General features: G+C 47.3%; 19 protein-coding genes. 8 read left to right on the top strand and 11 right to left on the bottom strand.

Annotated elements, in window-relative coordinates:
• Positions 1-43 precede the first annotated feature (43 nt).
• Positions 44-730 carry a Crp/Fnr family transcriptional regulator gene (locus AC4G47_RS11535; protein ID WP_458122999.1) on the top strand — a complete coding sequence of 229 codons (687 nt, stop codon included), beginning with the start codon at positions 44-46 and terminating at the stop codon, positions 728-730.
• Between the two features lie 147 nt (positions 731-877).
• Entirely contained in the window at positions 878-1,303 is a 426-nt protein-coding gene (locus AC4G47_RS11530; RefSeq protein WP_491106069.1) for a YlbF/YmcA family competence regulator, read from the top strand.
• Positions 1,304-1,392: 89 nt separating this feature from the next.
• Here AC4G47_RS11530 and AC4G47_RS11525 read toward each other — a convergent pair whose 3' ends face one another.
• Positions 1,393-2,118, bottom strand: coding sequence for a ZIP family metal transporter (locus AC4G47_RS11525; RefSeq protein WP_491106068.1), 726 nt, complete (start codon positions 2,116-2,118; stop codon positions 1,393-1,395).
• A 138-nt stretch (positions 2,119-2,256) separates the two neighbouring features.
• Positions 2,257-2,985, bottom strand: coding sequence for a YwiC-like family protein (locus AC4G47_RS11520; protein ID WP_491106067.1), 729 nt, complete (start codon positions 2,983-2,985; stop codon positions 2,257-2,259).
• A gap of 71 nt (positions 2,986-3,056) precedes the next feature.
• Between AC4G47_RS11520 and AC4G47_RS11515 the strand changes: the two genes are divergently transcribed.
• The gene (locus tag AC4G47_RS11515) at positions 3,057-3,758 is read left to right on the top strand and encodes a Crp/Fnr family transcriptional regulator (RefSeq protein WP_458123002.1); all 702 of its coding nucleotides are present in this window, start codon (positions 3,057-3,059) and stop codon (positions 3,756-3,758) included.
• Between the two features lie 122 nt (positions 3,759-3,880).
• Here the strand turns inward: AC4G47_RS11515 and AC4G47_RS11510 are convergent, their stop codons facing one another.
• The 6 genes from AC4G47_RS11510 to moaA are packed head-to-tail and all read right to left on the bottom strand — an operon-like array spanning position 3,881 to position 13,062.
• Positions 3,881-5,392 (bottom strand): nitrate/nitrite transporter, encoded by a 1,512-nt coding sequence (locus AC4G47_RS11510; protein ID WP_491106066.1) that lies wholly within the window; start codon positions 5,390-5,392, stop codon positions 3,881-3,883.
• Positions 5,393-6,118: a respiratory nitrate reductase subunit gamma gene (gene narI / locus AC4G47_RS11505; RefSeq protein WP_491106065.1), complete on the bottom strand. Its 726-nt coding sequence runs from the start codon at positions 6,116-6,118 to the stop codon at positions 5,393-5,395.
• Positions 6,115-6,768 carry a nitrate reductase molybdenum cofactor assembly chaperone gene (gene narJ / locus AC4G47_RS11500; protein WP_491106064.1) on the bottom strand — a complete coding sequence of 218 codons (654 nt, stop codon included), beginning with the start codon at positions 6,766-6,768 and terminating at the stop codon, positions 6,115-6,117. Before narJ ends, narI begins: the two co-directional genes overlap by 4 nt.
• A gap of 23 nt (positions 6,769-6,791) precedes the next feature.
• Entirely contained in the window at positions 6,792-8,261 is a 1,470-nt protein-coding gene (gene narH / locus AC4G47_RS11495) for a nitrate reductase subunit beta (RefSeq protein ID WP_491106063.1), read from the bottom strand.
• Positions 8,251-12,003 (bottom strand): nitrate reductase subunit alpha, encoded by a 3,753-nt coding sequence (locus AC4G47_RS11490; protein WP_491106062.1) that lies wholly within the window; start codon positions 12,001-12,003, stop codon positions 8,251-8,253. Before AC4G47_RS11490 ends, narH begins: the two co-directional genes overlap by 11 nt.
• A gap of 57 nt (positions 12,004-12,060) precedes the next feature.
• Positions 12,061-13,062 (bottom strand): GTP 3',8-cyclase MoaA, encoded by a 1,002-nt coding sequence (moaA, locus tag AC4G47_RS11485; protein WP_491106061.1) that lies wholly within the window; start codon positions 13,060-13,062, stop codon positions 12,061-12,063.
• A gap of 319 nt (positions 13,063-13,381) precedes the next feature.
• Here moaA and AC4G47_RS11480 point away from each other — a divergent pair, with 319 nt between their 5' ends.
• Genes AC4G47_RS11480 through AC4G47_RS11460 form a run of 5 tightly spaced genes read left to right on the top strand, consistent with a single transcriptional unit; the run spans position 13,382 to position 16,176 of the window.
• Entirely contained in the window at positions 13,382-13,615 is a 234-nt protein-coding gene (locus AC4G47_RS11480) for a DUF2249 domain-containing protein (protein ID WP_036613358.1), read from the top strand.
• Positions 13,616-13,632: 17 nt separating this feature from the next.
• Entirely contained in the window at positions 13,633-14,007 is a 375-nt protein-coding gene (locus AC4G47_RS11475; protein ID WP_458123008.1) for a hypothetical protein, read from the top strand.
• A complete protein-coding gene (locus AC4G47_RS11470) occupies positions 13,994-14,599 on the top strand; it encodes a DUF2249 domain-containing protein (protein WP_491106060.1) in 606 nt (201 codons plus the stop codon). The genes AC4G47_RS11475 and AC4G47_RS11470 overlap by 14 nt, the downstream gene beginning before the upstream one ends.
• A 13-nt stretch (positions 14,600-14,612) precedes the next feature.
• The gene (locus AC4G47_RS11465) at positions 14,613-15,845 is read left to right on the top strand and encodes a YceK/YidQ family lipoprotein (RefSeq protein WP_491106059.1); all 1,233 of its coding nucleotides are present in this window, start codon (positions 14,613-14,615) and stop codon (positions 15,843-15,845) included.
• Positions 15,846-15,876: 31 nt separating this feature from the next.
• The gene (locus AC4G47_RS11460; protein ID WP_458127285.1) at positions 15,877-16,176 is read left to right on the top strand and encodes a metal-sulfur cluster assembly factor; all 300 of its coding nucleotides are present in this window, start codon (positions 15,877-15,879) and stop codon (positions 16,174-16,176) included.
• Between the two features lie 264 nt (positions 16,177-16,440).
• Here the strand turns inward: AC4G47_RS11460 and AC4G47_RS11455 are convergent, their stop codons facing one another.
• From AC4G47_RS11455 to AC4G47_RS11445, 3 genes are all read right to left on the bottom strand, one after another.
• Positions 16,441-16,785, bottom strand: a complete 345-nt coding sequence (locus AC4G47_RS11455) for a cupin domain-containing protein (protein WP_491106058.1) — start codon at positions 16,783-16,785, stop codon at positions 16,441-16,443.
• Positions 16,786-16,925: 140 nt separating this feature from the next.
• Entirely contained in the window at positions 16,926-18,884 is a 1,959-nt protein-coding gene (locus tag AC4G47_RS11450) for an ABC transporter permease (protein ID WP_491106057.1), read from the bottom strand.
• Positions 18,859-19,629 (bottom strand): ABC transporter ATP-binding protein, encoded by a 771-nt coding sequence (locus AC4G47_RS11445; protein WP_491106056.1) that lies wholly within the window; start codon positions 19,627-19,629, stop codon positions 18,859-18,861. Before AC4G47_RS11445 ends, AC4G47_RS11450 begins: the two co-directional genes overlap by 26 nt.
• Positions 19,630-19,689: the final 60 nt, after the last annotated feature.

Below are 19,689 nucleotides of genomic sequence, written 5' to 3'. Positions count from 1 at the left end.
ACAATGGCTATACCCATCCTGAACCATTCGAGGTGATTAAACGATGATTTGTGCGCATGAAGCGAAAGATGCCTGTTTCTCCAAAGTATCTCTGTTCCAGCATCTTGATCCATCCGAATCCGCATTGCTGACCTCCCTTCTGCATACCCGTACATATAACAAAGGGGAAGTTGTCGTACAGGAGGGCGAACGTTCAGATACGCTTTATGTGGTTCATCAGGGATGTGTGAAGTTATCCAAATACAACGAAAATGGCAAGGAACATATTATCCGATTTCTGTTTCCCGGAGATTTCTTTGGACAAGATTCCCTGTTACATCAAACAGCACATGCGGCGAACGCCGAAATTCTGGAGCCTTCGGCCATCTGCTCCATTAGCAAGCATGACTTTGACCAGTTACTTGAACATGATCCGAAGGTTGCTTACCATTTCCTGCTTGCCATTTCCAATCTTCTCCGTGAAACAGATGAATGGAACAGTTCACTCAGTGCGATGACAACGGAACAGAAGATTGCCAAGTTGCTTTTGTATTTCCATACCCGAAATCATGCAAGGCATGAGATCCGCTTGCCTGTTTTCAAAAAAGATATGGCTCTGTTACTCGGTATTACACCCGAAACACTTAGTCGTAAACTCGCCATAATGCAGACCCAGGGACTGCTTCAGGTTACAGGGAACTGCATCCTTATTCTTCAACTGGAGCAGCTTAGGGAAAAGGTTGCCTACTGAACTAAAGATTTGACACTAACACTGAGATGACAGAATAACAGCGTATTTGGACAAGTAATGTAATTCACATTAGATGTGAGTATCGTCACAGTGCGGGATTGCGTTAGCGTATACAGTTAAGAAAAGATCTACAGGAGGGTTTATGCGATGAATACGGTTGTTAAATTGGACAAACAGATCATTATGCACAAAATGCAGGAGTTATGTTCACTGTTGTTACAGGATGAAGGATACAAAAAGATGCGAGATATGATTGATCAGTTTGCGGCAGATGAGCAGGCCACAGCCCAGTATGAGCGTTTTATGGAAAAACATCAGGCACTGGAGGAGAAAGAACGGCAGAATATCGAATTGCTAGCCTCTGACATTCAGGTATATGAAGAGGAAGAACGTGCTCTTTATGATCATCCCCTCATTCGACGGTTCATCTATGCACAGCGTGAGTTCAGCCAGCTGCATCAGCAGATCAGTCACTATTTCACGAAATCCGTGGAAATGAACCGTCTACCCGAAGCGAATGAACTGGGGAAAGAAGCTTGCGGGTGTGGAGGAAGCTGTTCCAACAACCACTAAGGACATCTTTTGTTTAAATATTAAAAAAGAGTATCCGATCAGAAACCACTCTGTTCGGATACTCTTTTTTATATAACTCCAACTAATATCTACAGATCCAACAACAGTGATACGAGCAATCCCATGGATGCAATCAAACCCACGACAGGTCCACCTTCCTCAAAGGCTTCTGGCATCATCGTCGAGCAGATCATCGCAATGATTCCACCACCTGCAAATGCACCAATCGCTGCCCCCATCTCCTCAGGAAGCTGCTCCAGAAACAGATATCCACACAGAGCTGCAAGCGCGGAGATCAGCAGTACACTCAGCCACATCAACATGATTTTCGCTCTGCTGTACTTGCTGCCCTGCAGTCCAACCGTACTCGACAGACCTTCAGGGATGTTGCTGACAAAGATGGATACCACCAGCACCACACTGACACCGTTTCCGGCCAGCAAGCTGGCTCCAAGCATGATGGATTCCGGGATAGCGTCCATTACCGTGCCGGCAAAAATCCCCAGGCCATTTTGATTCGATTCTCCTGACCTTCCCGAGCGTTTACGCCCTGCCCCTCCCTTTGCCGAGATGAGCAGGTCAAACAAGGTATACACGACGGCACCCGCTGTAAAACCAATGGCTGTAGGAATAATCCCTCCATCATTCAGCGCATCTCCGAGTAGTTCAAAGGTAGCTGCCCCGATTAATGTACCTGTCCCAAAAGCCATGATCCATCCGATGACTCGTTTGGGAATATTTAGAAACAGCGCTGCAAGTGCACCAATGACAACCGCTGAGGCAGAGATGCCGCCCCACATGAATGCAGTCCACATCCGGGCCGACTCCTCTCTTGTTCAATAATCTTCTATCATTCCATTAACCCTTGCCGACGAATCAAAAACAATCCTGTGACGTTGTGACCTATATCACCTGCTGTGTTCAAAAATCACGCTATGATGAAATGATGCGAATTACAACAGAACAGACCATATCAGGAACTGCACGGCTCCAATAATTTCAATGATACCGACCTTCATAGGGCGCATCGTTCTGCCTGCATATATGAAGGTGCGCACAGCGGAATAGACATACGCCAAAGACATCCATGGATACCCGATCACCATGGGTATAATGATTAGAAGGATATGTACCATACGAGTTAGCATCAGCCAACGCTTATTCGTTCGCTCTCGAAAGACCGATTTCACAAAGAACGTACTTCCTGTAAAATGTAAGAAAGAAAACAAACCGACGATCGCCATTCCATAGTCCCAGTGCCCGCCTCCAATGAGATAAGCAGCTGCTCCCCCTAGAGAGAATACGAGCATGGCACACAGGTCATTGGTAAGCGAGCGTTCTACTTTGTGTTTCACATGCCAGATGTTCACCAGCAACAAGCCAGTCAGTACCGGGCCAAAGAATAATAGTGAGATCTGACCCAGAACGGGTGGGATCAGACAGATTAGAGCCACTGTACCGTAGATTGCCGCCCATTTGTAGAGACGGTGTCGATTGGCATTCTTTTTCAAAGACTGTAGTAAGGGATACGCTGTTAGATATAATCCAAGCCAAGCTACAAATAAGGGCGCATGCAGCCAGTGCGGACCACTTGCAATCACACCTACCAGAAAAGGCACACTAACCATGGCCCAGCCGCCATGTTCATGAGGGATAACGATTGAATGCGTATTGGTTTTCACTTCACAGTTAACCTCCTAGGATTGAATGATGTCGAAGTTCAGAAATATGAACACAGAGAGGAAAGATTCTCATGAGCAGGGTAAACAAAGATTCAGCAGCAGAGTTTCTACAACAGTTCCCCATCTTTCAGGACCTTAGTCCCGAAGAATTAAAGCAGGTCGAAGATATCGTCATTTCCAGAAGCATTCATAAGAAAACGGTCATTTTTAGCGAAGGTAGCGAAAAAGAAGCTGTTTTTTTCATTCGTACCGGCATTGTAAAAGCATATAAAACGGATGAGAACGGGCATGAACAGATTGTCTCTTTCCTCAAAACAGGAGATATGTTCCCGCACACCGGCTTTTTTAACGCACACCCTTATCCGGCTACCGCTGAAGCGATTACCCCTACCGAACTACTGGCCATACCTGTCAGACTGTTCGAACGATTAATGCTGAGCACTCCATCGATTGCGATCAAAATCATGCGTGTACTCGGAGACAAAATACGAGAATTACAGGATAAATTGCAGGTGCTCTCTGGTCAGGATGTGCGCAACCGTGTGCTTTCCTTCCTTCTCATGCTCGCAGAACAGCATGGACAGACGCATGGAGACCAAATTATCATCAACCTGCCCATGACACACCAGGAGTTTGCCAATTCCATTGGTACAACAAGGGAAACAGCGAATCGGCTTCTAAATCAGCTTACAAAAGAGCATTTGATCGAAGTGGATCGCAGCCGAATTATCATTCTTGATTTACAAGCATTGAAGCAACAAAGGGATGCGTGACCACCCAGCTCCACTGGGTGTACCCAAGCCCATATACCAATCTCTGTGTGCAAAAAAGAGACCTTAACGCCTGCAATCGATGTTAAGGTCCCTTGCTGTATGCACAATTACCGATACAAGTATCAGGCGATTGTAAGCTCTGGCCTGCCCATGTCACTGAACATGCCCGCATAATATTTGACTTCGCCTGCCTCATTACGGATTGCCGTAATACTTAGCCATTCCTGATAGATCTCTCCGTTTTTCTTCCGATTCCAGATCTCGCCTTGCCAATATCCTTTTTCACGCAAATCCAGCCATAATTGGTCATAGAAACATTTATCCTGCTTGCCGGATTTCAGCAGACTTGGCTTCTGTCCAACCGCCTCTTCAGCACTATAACCAGTGACCGCAGTAAAGGCCGGGTTCACGGAAGTAATAACACTGTTCGTATCTGTGATCAGAATGGCTTCAATGGTACTCTCCAGAATGCTGGCAGATAACTGAAGCTTCTCCTGGTAGAACATCCAGATCACAAGTACAAGACTGACCAACGCGATCTGAGACAAAGCCATGAAACCAATGGCATAATGACCGGTCATACTGTACAACAAAGTCAACATCAACGGAGGGAAGAATCCACCCAGCCCCCCCATAGCGGAGATCATCCCATTCGCTACACCTGGTTGTTTGACGAAATACATTGGCACTAATTTGAAAATGGTTCCGTTACCTGTCCCTGCGCATAATGCCACAGTCAGACATCCAATCGTATAGATATAGAATGATGGCGCGAAGGATAATACAATCGCTGCGATCGTTAATCCGCCGAATACAAACATTAATATTTTGAATGGATTAAATCGATCTCCAAGCCAACCTCCCACGGGCCGCATAATGGTTGCAACGAGAATGAATCCCGCTGTACGAATACCTGCATCGACTTTATCCATCTGGAAGTGACTTACCAGGAAATTCGGCAAGTATACCGTAAACGCCACGAACGAGCCAAATGTCAAAAAATAAAACAAGCAGAGCAACCATAGTTTATTGTTGCGTGATATGGCCTTCAGTTGCTGCGTTAAAGGAGCGTTAACCCGCACTTCCTGTTTGTCACCCAGAACGAAATTCAGCGCCGCCATCCCTAATAGCAGAATACTGTAGAACAGAACCGTCGTAGACCATCCCATTTGTTCGGCGATCAGCGGGGCTCCGAATGCAGACAGGGCAGTCCCCAGGTTACCAATTCCGTAGATCCCATTAACAAATCCATGTCGCTCTTTCGGATAATATTTGGGCAGTGAAGTTACACCGACGGAGAAGACAGCTCCTCCAATACCGAGGAACAATCCACCAATCACCAGATCACTGAACGACGTCGCACGGCTAATCCACCATACCGGGGCCAGCAACAGGACAAAGCTGATCATAAAAATATGACGTGCGCCATATCGATTCGTCCAATAACCAATCGGAATACGGGCAATCGATCCGATCAATACGGGAATCGCTGTGGCCCATGCAAGCTGGGAAGAAGTTAGCGCAATATCCTCTTTAATAAATGGCATCAGCGATGACAGGATAACCCATACCATAAAACCCAGAACCAGACTTGCGGTTTGCAAGGGCAGTTGAACCTTTCCTTTATGTTGCATTTACATCGCCCTTTCCTTTTTTTGTTCCTGATTCGGATACACTGCTCCATCTCTTCTGCGATACAGCACATAACTGCGTTTCAAATACCCCAATGGCATACTCAGCATGTGAACCAGACGTGTAAATGGAAACACGCAGTACAGTACAAAGGTAAGCAGAATGTGTACTTTGAAGTTCATCGGTACCGTCTGCATCAGAACCGGATCAGGCTGGAATACGATCAGACCGCGCAACCACGGATTAATCGTTGTTCGATAGTCGAAACCTGTGTGATTCACCGCATTAGCCGAGGTCGCCAGTATTCCGGTGACAATGACAATGATCAACATGGCAAGTGCCATCCAGTCCCCAATGCTGCTTGTCGCCCGCACTCTGCGAGCAACATAACGGCGAACCAGCAAAATGACAGCACCCGCAAATGCAATGATTCCCGCAGGCAGTCCTCCTGCAATAGCCATCAAGTGATATCCTTCATCACTCAGGCCAATCCAGCGATAGAACTCCACTGGAACAAGCAAACCGGCAATATGTCCACAGATTACAGCGAATATCCCGATATGAAAGAGTAAACTGCCCCACTTCAGCATGCGTTTCTCCAGCATCTCACTGGACTTGGACGTCCAACTGAAAGGATTCGTCACATAACGCCAGATCGTCGCCGTAATACAGCAAACAATGACCATATAGGGAAGAGCGCCCCATAACAACAGTTCCAGTGTACTCACCGATTCCCCCTCCTCATCTGGGCAGCGATCTGCATAAGATCTGCAGGTTGTTGGTTAACTGCTTCTTCTTGTTCTGGTACAGCACGGGCAGGAGGTTCAGGGATGACCTGTAACATCAGGCTGAGTAATGGTCCATATGGGCTGTTCTGCCCCGTAATGCTTTCGCTCATTGTGACCAACGCCTTATGGCAACTGGAGAGCACACCTAAGGCATCTTCCTCGGGAGCCTCAGCTACAAATTCAAGCACCATAGGCAGATAGTCCGGCAACTCACTTACTTCCATGTAAAATCCTGCAGCTTCGTATCTGCGCTTCAATTCAATCAAAGCCGGACCCCGATCCCGCTCATCGCCATGAAGAGCATATGTGAGATAGAGGTTAGACTTTTTATCAAAATCGAATGTACGAACATAGGCATCCTGCCATTCAATCGAGCTTACCGCCTGTGCTTTATCCACAAATGTCAACAGAATCTGCTTCACCGTCTCATCCGAAATGGACTGTATGGCTTCCTGAACACCCGATAGTCCCTCTCTCCACGCTTTATCCGGATATTGCAACAGGTAGGAGATAAGTTTGCAGACCATTCTTCTCGTATCCGCATCGTAAACCAGAGCCTGACCTGTTCCTTCATTGGTATCGATCGTCATCGTTGTCATTGTCTCCTTTCCCATCAGAATACCCCACAAGAACCTGGACCACCTGCAAAATCAAGTCCGCAGCTGCCCTGTTCGCTGAAGAGATCTTCCACTTCCTCACGGTGGGCTGGCGGGATGACAAAACGATCATTATACTTCGCAATCGCGAGCAGTCGGTACATGTCCTCCACTTCCTGTACATCCATATCCACTCTTTCCAGCAATGCCGATTCACTGGTCTTACCCGTCTGCTGATTACGCATGTGAATGCGCATAACTGCCATCTTCCGCAGGACCTCACGAATTCGATCCGTATCTCCTGCTGTAAGCAGATTGGCAAGATACTCCACCGGAATACGCATGTTATCAATCGCAGGGAAAATATCATTAGCCTCCAGTGAACTTCCCTGTCCCTCTACCCGATTGGTAATCGGGCTAAGCGGTGGAATGTACCATACCATTGGCATGGTGCGGTATTCCGGATGAAGCGGGAGCGCAATTTTCCAATCAATAACCATTTTATAAATAGGGGACTGCTGCGCTGCAACAATCCAATCCTCTGGAATTCCGGCCTCACGCGCTTCGCGAATCACCTCAGGGTCATTCGGATCAAGGAAAATATCCATCTGGGATTCATAGAGATCCTGTTCATTTTCAACCGAAGCTGCGGCTTCAACACGGTCCGCATCATACAGCATCAGGCCGATATAACGGATACGTCCCACACAGGTTTCGGAACAGATCGTTGGCAGACCCGCTTCAATCCGTGGGAAACAAAGCGTACATTTCTCGGCTTTGTTCGTCTGCCAATTGAAATAGACTTTTTTGTAAGGGCAGCTCGATACACAGAATCTCCATGAGCGGCATGCATTTTGGTCAACCAGTACAATTCCGTCTTCTTCCCGTTTGTACATCGCTCCGGAAGGACAGGAGGACACACAGGCTGGGTTAAGGCAGTGTTCACAGATCCGTGGCAAGTACATCATAAATACCTGTTCAAAATCCATTTTGATCGAATCCTCGACACCCTTCATGTTGGGGTCTTCCATCCCGGTTACATGGGCTCCTGCCAGATCGTCCTCCCAGTTCGGCCCCCACTCCAGATTCATATATTCACCGGTAATCTGGGATTTCGGTCTTGCTACAGGTTGATGTTTTTTCTCCGGACTGTTCGTCAGTTTCTCATACTCGTATGTCCATGGCTCGTAATAATCATCAATGGTAGGCTGATCAGGGTTATGAAAAATGTTAAGCAGGCGTCTTGCCCGTGTGCCAGACTTCAATTCCAGTTTGCCATTTTTCATCTCCCAGCCACCGCGATAACGCTCCTGATCCTCCCATTGTTTCGGATAACCGACCCCTGGCTTGGTCTCTACATTGTTCCAGTACATATATTCTGCACCTGGACGATTGGTCCAGGTGTTTTTGCACGTAACACTGCATGTATGGCACCCTATACATTTGTCCAGATTCATGACCATACTGACTTGTGCTTTAATCTTCAAGCCAATCCACCTCCTGCAGTTTTCTTATGATGACATTGAGGTCACGCTGATTGCCTGTCGGGCCATAGTAGTTGAAGCCATAACTTAACTGGGCATAACCACCGATCATATGTGTAGGCTTCACATGAATACGTGTCGGACTGTTATGCGTACCCCCACGTGTCTGTGATATTTTGGTACCCGGAACGTTAATGTGACGGTCCTGAGCGTGATACATAAATGCCATGCCGCGAGGAATACGGTGCGTCACTACAGCTCTGGCAACGACTACTCCGTTACGGTTGAAACATTCGATCCAGTCGTTGTCGACCAGTCCGGCTTCTTCTGCATCTTCGTAGTTCATCCAGATCGTCGGGCCACCTCGGAACAACGTCAGCATCGGCAGCGCATCATAGTACATACTGTGGATCGACCACTTATTATGCGGTGTCAGGTAGTTCAGTACAATCTCTTTGCCCCCTTCGATCGGACGTTTGCTGTTTGGATGGAACGGCGTATGTTTCAGCACAGGTTTAAATGTCGCTAATGTCTCTCCGAACTCGCGGAGCATCGCATGATCAATGTAGAACTGCTGTCTGCCCGTCAATGTACGCCATGGAATCAGACGCTCCACATTGGTGGTGAATGGCGAATATCGACGTCCGCCTTTTTCCGATCCGCTGAATGCAGGCGAGGTAATGACCGTTTTCGGTTTGGAAGTGATCTCGTCAAACGTAAAACATTCCTCAGACCGTTCCTCAGCCAAATCTTTCAGATGCAATGCCGTTTTCTGTTCAAGCGCTTCCCACGCACGCACAGCCATCTTGCCGTTCGTTGTACTGGACAAGGTCAGAATGGCCTCCGCAACATTACGGTCTGTGCTCAGATCCGGACATCCTTGTCCAACGCCATCTTTACGGTGCACGCCCAGGATGCCCTTGAGTTTTTCATACTCTTCACTGGCAGACCAGGATATGCCTTTGGTGCCGATTGGTTTATCCTTCACCACAGGTCCAAGACTGATCATTTTGTTATATACGGCAGCATAGTCACGTTCCACAACCTGAATATGCGGCATCGTTTTACCCGGGATCGCTTCACATTCTCCCGCGCTCCAGTCTCTGATCTCTCCGTACGGTTGAGCAAGCTCATCCGGTGAATCATGCAACAGCGGTGTAGCTATGATCTCCTTCTGTGGACCATCAAATTGCTGCTCAGCCATCTCGGAGAATACACGTGCAATTTCCTTGAAGGTATCCCAGTCCGAACGGGATTCCCATTGCGTGCCTACAGCCGGATTAAATGGATGAACGAACGGATGCATATCCGTACTGCTCAGATCGCTTTTTTCATACCAGGTCGCTGCTGGCAGAACAATATCGGAATACATCGCCGTACCTGCCATCCGGAAATCCATATTGATCATCAGGTCGAGTTTTCCTTCCGGTGCTTCATCCACCCATTCCACATGCTCTGGGCGCAGTCCATGATCGTCATCATTCAGCAATCCGTTCGTTGCACCGAGCAGATGCTTGAGGAAATACTCATGTCCCTTGCCAGAACTTGAGATCAGATTCGCTCTCCAGACAAATAGCACACGTGGGAAGTTCGCAGGATCATCCGGTTGCTCGATCGAGAACTTCAGATTTTTGTTCTGCAATTCAGAAGCCACATAAGCACCGATCTCATCCTTCGTCGTTGCTCCGGCCTGCAGCGCATCCTGATGCAGATCAATTGAGTTGCGATTGAATTGGGGATAGGATGGAAGCCAGCCCATACGTGCAGCCATCACATTATAATCAGCCACATGCTGGAACCGCGGTTCACCCTCAAGCGCTGAGGTCAACTCTCCTACTTGGGTCTCCTCGTATCTCCATTGATCTGTTGCAAAGTAGAAGAACGATGTTCCGTTCTGCAGACGTGCAGGTCCGGTCCAGTCGCGTGCAAAAGCAATCGTCTGCCAACCTTCAGCCGGACGCAATTTCTCCTGACCAACATAGTGGGCCCAGCCGCCACCGTTCACCCCTTGACAACCGGTCATCAGAATCAGGTTGATAATGGCTCGGTAGATGACATCGGAGTTATACCAGTGGTTAATACCGGCTCCCATGATGATCATGGAACGCCCTTTGGTATCGATCGCATTTTGTGCAAACTCACGTGCAATCTGTACGACAGTCTCTTGGTCCACGCCCGTGATTTTCTCTTGCCACGCTGGAGTGAATGGTTTTACCTGTGGTGCATGCAAGATGTCGTCTCCCCGGTGAACACGTACACTCAACTGCTCCGCACCAGTGACTACTTCTGCTGAATCCGCAGAACGCGTCATTTCACGTTCAATTCCGTATTTGGCAAGTACCAGATCGTAGACTGCCGTTACTGTAATCCATCTATCCCCCAGCCAGATCTGGCGTACAGGAATCTGCCGCTGCATGACATGTTTTCCCTCGTCATCAAAATATGGCAGTTGTATGGTTAGAAGGTCGTGATGAACGCCGAGCATGGATAATCTAGGATCAATCGGCTCACCATTCTCCACCTGCTCCATTTTGAGATTCCATGTGCCCTCTTCACCCCAACGGAAGCCCAAACTTCCTTTTGGCATCGCATAGGTTCCACTATTTTCATCGTATACAAGTGTTTTCCATGCCATGTTATTGCCCGTAATACCCAGATCTTCCCCAACGAGAAATCTGCCTGCTGTGTGTACGCCGTCCTTTTCTTCCACAATCAGCAGATTTGGAAAGTCCGTATACTGTTTGGCATATTGCATGAAATAGTCCGTAGGCTTTTCAATATAAAACTCTTTCAGGATGACATGGCCCATAGCCATCGCCAAAGCGCCGTCCGTTCCTTGTTTTACCGACATCCATGTATCTGCAAACTTCACATATTCCGCATAATCCGGGCTGATCGACACCACTTTCGTTCCCCGATAACGTGCTTCAGCCAGGAAGTGGGCATCCGGTGTCCGCGTCATTGGAAGATTCGAGCCCCAAACCAGAATGTATCCCGAGTTGTACCAGTCACTGCTCTCCGGCACATCCGTTTGATCGCCCCAGATCTGAGGTGAAGCCGGCGGCAGATCCGCATACCAGTCATAGAAACTGAGTAATGGTGATCCCATCAAGGATAAGAACCGCGATCCTGCTGCATAACTGACCATCGACATGGCAGGAATCGGAGAGAAACCAATAATCCGGTCCGGTCCGTATTCTTTGATCGTATGAATCAGCGAAGCGGCAATAATCTGTGTCACTTCACCCCATGACGCGCGAATTAATCCACCTTTACCACGTACCGATTTGTATCTTTTCACTTTGACCGGATCATCCGCAATGCTGGACCACGCCTGAACCGGGTCACCATGTGTCTGAAGCGCATCACGCCACATGTCCAGCAGCGCACCACGTACGTAAGGATGTTTGACACGCAGCGGGCTGTACAGATACCATGAGAAACTCGCTCCACGTGGACATCCCCGCGGCTCAAATTCCGGCATATCCGGTCCGGTTGAAGGATAGTCGGTAGCCTGCGTTTCCCAAGTGACAATGCCGTCTTTCACATAGATCTGCCAGCTGCATGATCCGGTACAATTGACTCCGTGTGTGGAACGCACCACTTTGTCATGCTGCCAACGGCGGCGGTAGACATCTTCCCAATCCCGGTTGACCGGGGACATCTCACTCCAGCCCTCCGCACTTTTTTCACGTTTGGCAAAATATTTGAGTTTGCCCATCCAGGGCACGCTTTTGTTACTCATTGTTGTCCTCCCACATATATGACCTGTTGATGCAAGTCGAATCCTGAACTGCTGTTGCTAACCTCCGATTTGCGACATATGTCGCAGCGTTGGCGTGCCGTCAATCTGTTGCCCATTTAAGGCTTTTAACATGTCATGTGTTTCGGGTTTGGCTCCGAGCGCCTTGTAAAATAAATCCTGCACCGCCTTGTCATCACCTACCAGTGGACGAACATTGAACTCATCCGACCAGTAGAGACAAGGTTTGATATTTCCGTCTGCTGTTAGCCTGAGCCGGTTGCAATTTCCGCAGAAATGACTGCTCACCGGGTGAATCAGACCAAAGGTTCCGGCAGCTCCCACAATGCGATAACTATCTGCCGGGCCATTCCCATAAATCTCTCCACAGCTTTCGTACTCCCATCGTGCTCCGCATGTTTCCAGCACGTGTTCGAGGGGCATATACCCTGATCTCCAACCTTCTCCACTTTCACCAATAGGCATGTACTCAATAAAACGAATATGAATGGGTTCATCCCGGGTCATCCTCAGAAAGTCTTCCACCTCATCGTCGTTCACGCCTTTCATCAGCACCACGTTCAGCTTAATAGGATGAAATCCGGCCTTTTGGCTGGCCTTAATGCCGTCCAGCACACGCTGTACCTTGCCGCCCCGGGTAATGCTTGCGAATCGTTCTGGCTTCAAAGAATCCAGGCTTATATTCACCCGTGTTAGCCCCGCAGCTTTCAGCAGATCCGCATAAGCTGCCAAATAGATGCCATTGGTTGTCAATGCGATATCTTCAATTTCTGGAATGGCGGACAACATCGCAATTAGTTGATCCAACCCCTTGCGAACAAGAGGCTCCCCTCCAGTTAAACGCAATTTCCGAATGCCCAGTGGAGCAAGCGCCTTAACGATGGACGTGATTTCTTCATAGGACAGGATTCGTTCTGTCGGTTCAAACTGCATTCCTTCCTCCGGCATGCAATACACACAGCGGAGATTACAGCGATCCGTAACCGAAATTCTTAAGTAATCATGTATTCTTCCAAACGGGTCCATTAATTTTGATTCCATACACGTACCTCCCTTCTCTAGGGTGCTGTCTTCACATCAGCCGAAGGAGAAAGCTGCTTCATCTCATCCAGTGTCATCTTGACGCTAAATATAAGGATGTCTCGCTCGCTGAACTGTGCAAAATATCACAAGAAGTGAAACATAGCGCACAGTTGCACATCTATATATGCTCCGCAACCCTTTTCCAAACAGGATTCTGGTCTAAATAAGGCAAAATTATGGCAAAAGGAAATGTGTGAGCCTGCTCACACAGATCCCTCTTCACGTTTTCTATAATCAAATTGCAACACCACACTATCCCTATTTGGAGGAATGACACATGAACACATACGCAGCAACCATTAATGCCACGGAGTATCCACCGCATTTGAAACATAAAGTTATTTTCGAAACGTTTGATCAGTTGCAACCACAGGAATCCATGCTGCTCATCAACGATCACGATCCAAAGCCACTTCGATTCCAGTTCCAGTCCACACATCCTGATGGTTTCAACTGGGAGTATATTGAGCAGGGCCCTACAACCTTCCAGGTCAAGATCAGCAAACTATAGATTGGAGCTGAACCGCTATGGCCCACGTTGAAATCATTGACGATACTACACTTCGCATCACGCTGAGGTTGGAAGATGCCACAACCATGGTGCAGATAGCACAGCGTGAGCAAGCCGAATATGCGCAAGAGATTATTACCATTTACGAAAAAATGCCTGTGTTCGAATATACTCATTTCTGTTTTTACGCCTATGACAGTGCAAGACTTTTTGAGCGTGTGCTCGGAATGGACCCTAAAGCATATCTGTCCTTCTCCCTCGATGCACCGGACTCATTCTTCTACACGCTGTACGGTGGTATGGCCGCCCTGTATGAATCATCTCTACAGTTGGTACAGCAGACGGATGTAGCTGGCGCAGGATCGGATGTGAACGCACATGTCTCCATCTGATGTCCATATTGTTGAATTGGATGTGCGTCCTCAACTGAGTAAAAAGCTGGAGCCGTTTCAGCTGATCATGGACACGGTCAAAAGCCTTCAGCATGACGATGTGTTTGTACTACATGCTCCATTCAAACCGACACCACTCCTCGGTATTCTCAAGCTGAAAGGGTACTCCAGCACATCTGAACGTAGGAGTTCAGATCACTGGGTTACCACATTTGTGCACAAAAAAAATAAAACCGGTTCAAAGGCATTTTCTGCAATGGTTTTATCTGGATCAGAAGTTAATTCGGAACCTGGTTCAGACGAAGAATCAGCTTCATGCAAATGGCATCCGGAGGAGCAAGTTGTTGCCATTGAAAACATTGAAACTCCACAGGCGCCCAACGTTATATTGGACAATCGCGGATTGGAACCGCCACAGCCCATGATGCGAACACTTGCCGCTCTGGAGCGTTGCAAACCTGGGGAAGTCGTCCTGATTCATAATGACCGTGTACCTGTATTTCTGATTGAAGAGTTGAACAATCTCGGTTGCACCTACACGGTTGAAGATCAAGCAGATAGCACAGCCAAAGTGAGAATTGAAAAAGGGTAAGGAGGCGAAAGCCATGTCCAGGTTGCCGTTTCTTTTTATCATCACGGGCATCTTTGGATTTGTAATGTATCACGCCTTCTCTCTGCTCTCGCTGACAGGTTGGCTTGGTGATGAACTCAGAGGACCCGAAGGCTGGTTTCATGCCCATCTGTTTGTGCTCGGGTGGGCAACCATGCTGGCCATGGGTGCCGTTTATCAGTTGATACATGTTATTTTGCAATCGAACATCTACAGTCTGGTTCTCGGTTATTGTCATTATTTCTTGTTCAGTATCGGAATCGTGGGCATGTTATACGGCTTCATTCGTGCAGATGTCATCTGGATTGCCGGTTCTGCGACACTCGCGCTCTCTGGCATCCTGTTGTTCGGATGGAATATGGCCGTTACCCTCTTCCGTGCCTCACAGTGGAATCCGGTAACGATCAGTGCAACATGTTCCTGTCTCTATCTCGTTCTTACCGGGTTATCCGGTATGCTGATGGGTCTGAATTTTGCCTTTGGTGATTGGAATGGTCTGCATGAACGCTTATTCGGTGCACATATCTGGATGGGAACACTCGGCTGGTTTGGCATGTTAATTACCGGATTCAGTTACAAAATGCTGCCCATGTTCTACCTGTCCCACGATTATTCCAATCGATTGCAAAAAGTGGTCCTGGTTCTGTGGAATGCAGCTGTAATTACAGGCGTTGTCGCATTTCTCACAGGCATCAAGGGAGGCTTGCTCTGGTTCGCGCTCTTGCTCCTAACTGCAGCCCTACTCTTCTATGTGTATCACTTGGAGCAAATTCAGGAGAAACGTCACAAAAGCAACCCCGGCCCGGGCATTCGCTGGTCTGTCTATGTAAGTCGTGCCTTTTCCGTATATGCTGTCGCCCTACTGATCTATTCCGCGCAAGGAACCGAACTGCTGCTCCATCCAAGGGTTGTTCTGCTGTCTGGATGGGTATATCTCGGTGGCTGGGTGTCCCTCACCATACTCGGATATGCCTCCAAAATCGTGCCTTTTCTGTGGTGGACCCACAAATACGGCAAGCAGGCGGGCAGACCCGGAACACCGCTGATGGCCGGTATGCTGAGTGAACGAAACGTCAATTGGGGTATGCTCGCCATGGTGGCTGGAAGCCTTCTGCTAGTGAGTGGAATTCTGATTAATCTGGCAGAGGTCATGATGGTTGGAGGAACAATCTTATCTCTGGTCTCCATCGTATATATAGCGAATATTGCTTTGGTATTCCGACGTTAATATTAAAAAGGTTGATTGGAGAGTGAACATGATGGAACAAACAACGCATTTACTGGAATGTCTCAAGGAAGTATATGACCCTGAATTAGGTGTCAATATCGTTGACCTTGGTCTGGTGTATGAAGTAAGGGAAGAAGCTGAACGAGTACATGTACGGATGACACTGACTACACCAGGTTGTCCGTTGCACGATACCATCGTTGGTGCGGTGAAATGGGTTTTACAGGAAAATACGAGCAAGACTGATATTGACGTTCAAGTGGTGTGGGAGCCACAGTGGTCTCCACAGCTGATGTCGAATGAAGCCAAGGAAATGCTGGGATACTTCTAGGCAGAATGACTATAGACCGGATGAATAAACATGTTGCTGGCGAATTACGAAGAAGCGTACTTAAATCTGATGTTCTCAGACCCAAGTATGCTTTTTGTTTTGCGATGGGAACATACACTTGATATCCCCCCCGGAGATTGCTGGAAGGACGAATGTGGGAGAAGAGTATTCTTGAATAAAAATAAATAAGGAAACTCCAGAATAGAGTTCCCTTATATTGGTGCCGATCAGTGAATCATTTTATCGCTTCCTTGATATTAGATCTTAGATGTCCTTTGCATAGGATGCTGCTGGCACTTTGTTTAACACCACGAACAAACGAACTTCCTGATCTCCTGTATTATGGAATGCAAACTCCACCTCACCACCGCAATGGATCACATCCTCTTGTTTCACCGCTTGTTCTTTTCCATCCAGCATAAGTGTGCCTGTGCCTTCGACCACCAGCAAAATAACGTCTGTGCCCGGATGTTTATGAACGGGAAGCTGTTGTCCTGGCAGAAAATGAAGTACAAAGGTCACTCCTCCACCCTTCTGGAATAAAACACGTTTCGTAAAACGGTCCTCACTGAATGCTTTGACTTCTTGCAATGACGTGATACTCATCATAATCGTCCTCCTCAATAATATAATCTGTGAATGCATTCATCTTAACGCAAGAAAGCCCGCGTTTCCTTGATCTGAATCAAGAAATGCGGGCAAAGGACAGATCATAGTCGATCCCTTCTGATCGTTTGTTTCTTGGATGATTACACCATCATTTTGCGCAGAGAAGCGATATATCTCGAACGTATAACGAAGAAATAAAACGTCTGTGCAAGTACAAAGGCACCAAATACAGTCAACACCGGAACCGTATAATTGGTAATACCGAATTCAGTCAGGAATGGCTTAACCACGACCAAAGTTTCAATGATAGCTACCCCGATCGGTAAGAAGAACAGAATGGCAATCTGAACGGTGGATGATCGTTTCATCTCTTGGAAACTGAGACCCATTTTCGAAAGAGAATGCACCATTTTTCCATCCGCTTCAAGATCGGTATGCAGTCTGAAATACAGAAAGCTTGCGGAAGAGATGGAGAAGATTAATCCGATAAATATACCCAGAAAGGTAAAGAGTGCTGTAGCCTGTCTGTATCTCTCAAAATCTCCGTACCGAGTGGTCAGAAATCCGGATTGATTATCCGTTGAAGCGTTGCTGCTTTCAATGGAATCCGCGGAGAAAAGTAGCTGATCGCTAACCATGGCTTCCGAGGAATGGCGGTCAGGTACAGCATGGCCCCATGCAGGGATCTGATACAGATATTTTCCTGATATCATATTCTCTTTGATCTGTTGGGAAATCTCTTCATACTTCTCATCCGGTAGGACAACTACACTTGTAGCATAGAGTAGGGTTCCAAACCGTGGATCGATATCTGTATCCGTAACCCGGGCTTCCAGTGGGCTATCGTTCAGATTCAACGTCAACTTGTCTCCCTTCGCATAATTACGAAATCTGTTGCGCTCGATCTGACCCTGATCCTTCTCATTGCGGGTATCCACAAATAAGGCGGATCCGGCATCCAATTGGAACATCTTTCTCCCTTGTGTCCGATTGTATTGGTTGTAGTGACTAAGCGGCATAACCGAGACAGCACTCTGATCTGCAGCGGACCAGAAATATTCCAGATATATCTGTTGATAATCCAAGCCTGCAGCTTCAAGCATCGAATCAATAGCGCTCATATCCAATTGCTCCGCTGGTCTGAAGACGTTGTATTGAATTGGAAAATCGTTGTTTGTAAACTGCTCCCGGTTCTCCTGATCCAGTGACAAAATTACAACTGCACTCATTGAAGCAATCGCAATCACCACGGTCACCATAAACAGCATGCGAGCATTATCCTTCATTTTGTAACTCATCTCTGAGATCCATAACAGACGTGTACCCTGCCATACGGTTTTGCGATTACGTTTCAATAAGCGAATGATCAGCACAGAAAGTTGAGAGTAGAAAAAATACGTTCCTGTTATCCCTGTTACAGCTGCAATCATGATTGTTCCGCCATTTAACTCGCTGCGGAGTACCACAAAGCCTACTGTAAGTAATGCAATTCCCAGAAGGGAGAAGAACCATGAAGCTTTGGGCTCTTTTTTAGGTTTGCTGGTCCCCGTCAAAAGTTCTAACGTCCGTTTGTTTCCGATAAAAACCAATGTGAAGAGTGAAATGCAAAAAAATAATAACAGAAAGGCCCCGATCGTAATCAGAATCGCTTTCACCGGAAAATAAAAGGGCAGATCATCCATCCCGATAAAACGAGTGGTTAACATCAGGAACAGCTTGGACAACAACATACCTCCGCCGATACCGGCAATAATGGACAGGCAACCGATCAACATATTCTCCAGAATGACCAATCTCCGAATCTGTCTGGGCTCGGCACCAAGTATGGTCAGAATGCCAAACTCTTTGTTCCGTGATTTGAGAAAAGCACTGATGGAATACATAACAAAGAAAAATGCAAACACATACACGATAATCGAAGCGATCTGCATCCCCGTAGCGGTTGTCGCACCCATCGGCAACTCTGCTACATATGGATGATAGATAAATACCGCATAAGCGAAGAAAATCATGACCATAAACACACTGCTAAGAAAAAAAGCAATATACGCTCGCCCATTACGGCGAATGTTATTAAACGCGAACTGAGGAAAGCTCATGTGAATTCCCTCCCCAGAAGGATAACGTATCAATGATTCGCTGGAAGAACGTCTGTCGATTATCTCCGCGGTGTACCTCGGCTGCCAGTTTTCCGTCCTTGATGAACACAATGCGGTTGCAATAACTTGCAGCAAGCGGATCATGCGTGACCAACATAATGGTCGTTTTCTCCTGCTGGTTAATCTGTTCAAGTGACTCCATGACCGCTTGGGATGACGTAGAATCCAGGGCACCGGTTGGTTCATCCGCCAAAACAATCGAAGGCATATTGATCATGGATCTCGCAATGGCTGTTCGCTGTCGCTGTCCACCCGAAATTTCGTAGACTCGTTTATCCAGAATGTGATCAATCCCGAGCTTGGCTGTAATGCGATGAAGTCTGCTCTCCATCTCCTTCAGTTTGACCTTGTCCAGTGTCAATGGGAGTACAATATTCTCTGCGACAGTCAGCGTGTCCAGCAGATTGAAATCCTGAAAGACAAATCCGAGTTCCCGACGTCGGAACATGGCAAGTTCTTTCTTTTTCATATCAAACGGATTCATGCCATTAATCAGCACCTTGCCTGAGCTTGGTTCATCAATGGTGGACACCATGTTTAACAATGTGGTTTTGCCACTGCCGGACGGCCCCATAATGCCCACAAACTCACCTTGCTTGATTGTCAGATGAATATCACTAAGGGCTTGAGTCTGCACTTTGCCCTGATATACTTTGTTGAGTCCCGATACCTGTAACATATCCATGCGTTAATTCCCTCCTGATCCATCATTCTTTATACGTTAATTCTATTCTTATCCTAACCG

This window comes from Paenibacillus sp. Negev47, assembly GCF_058313655.1.
The sequence above is the reverse complement of the archived record's forward strand: the minus strand, read 5'-3'. Positions and strand labels throughout refer to the sequence as shown.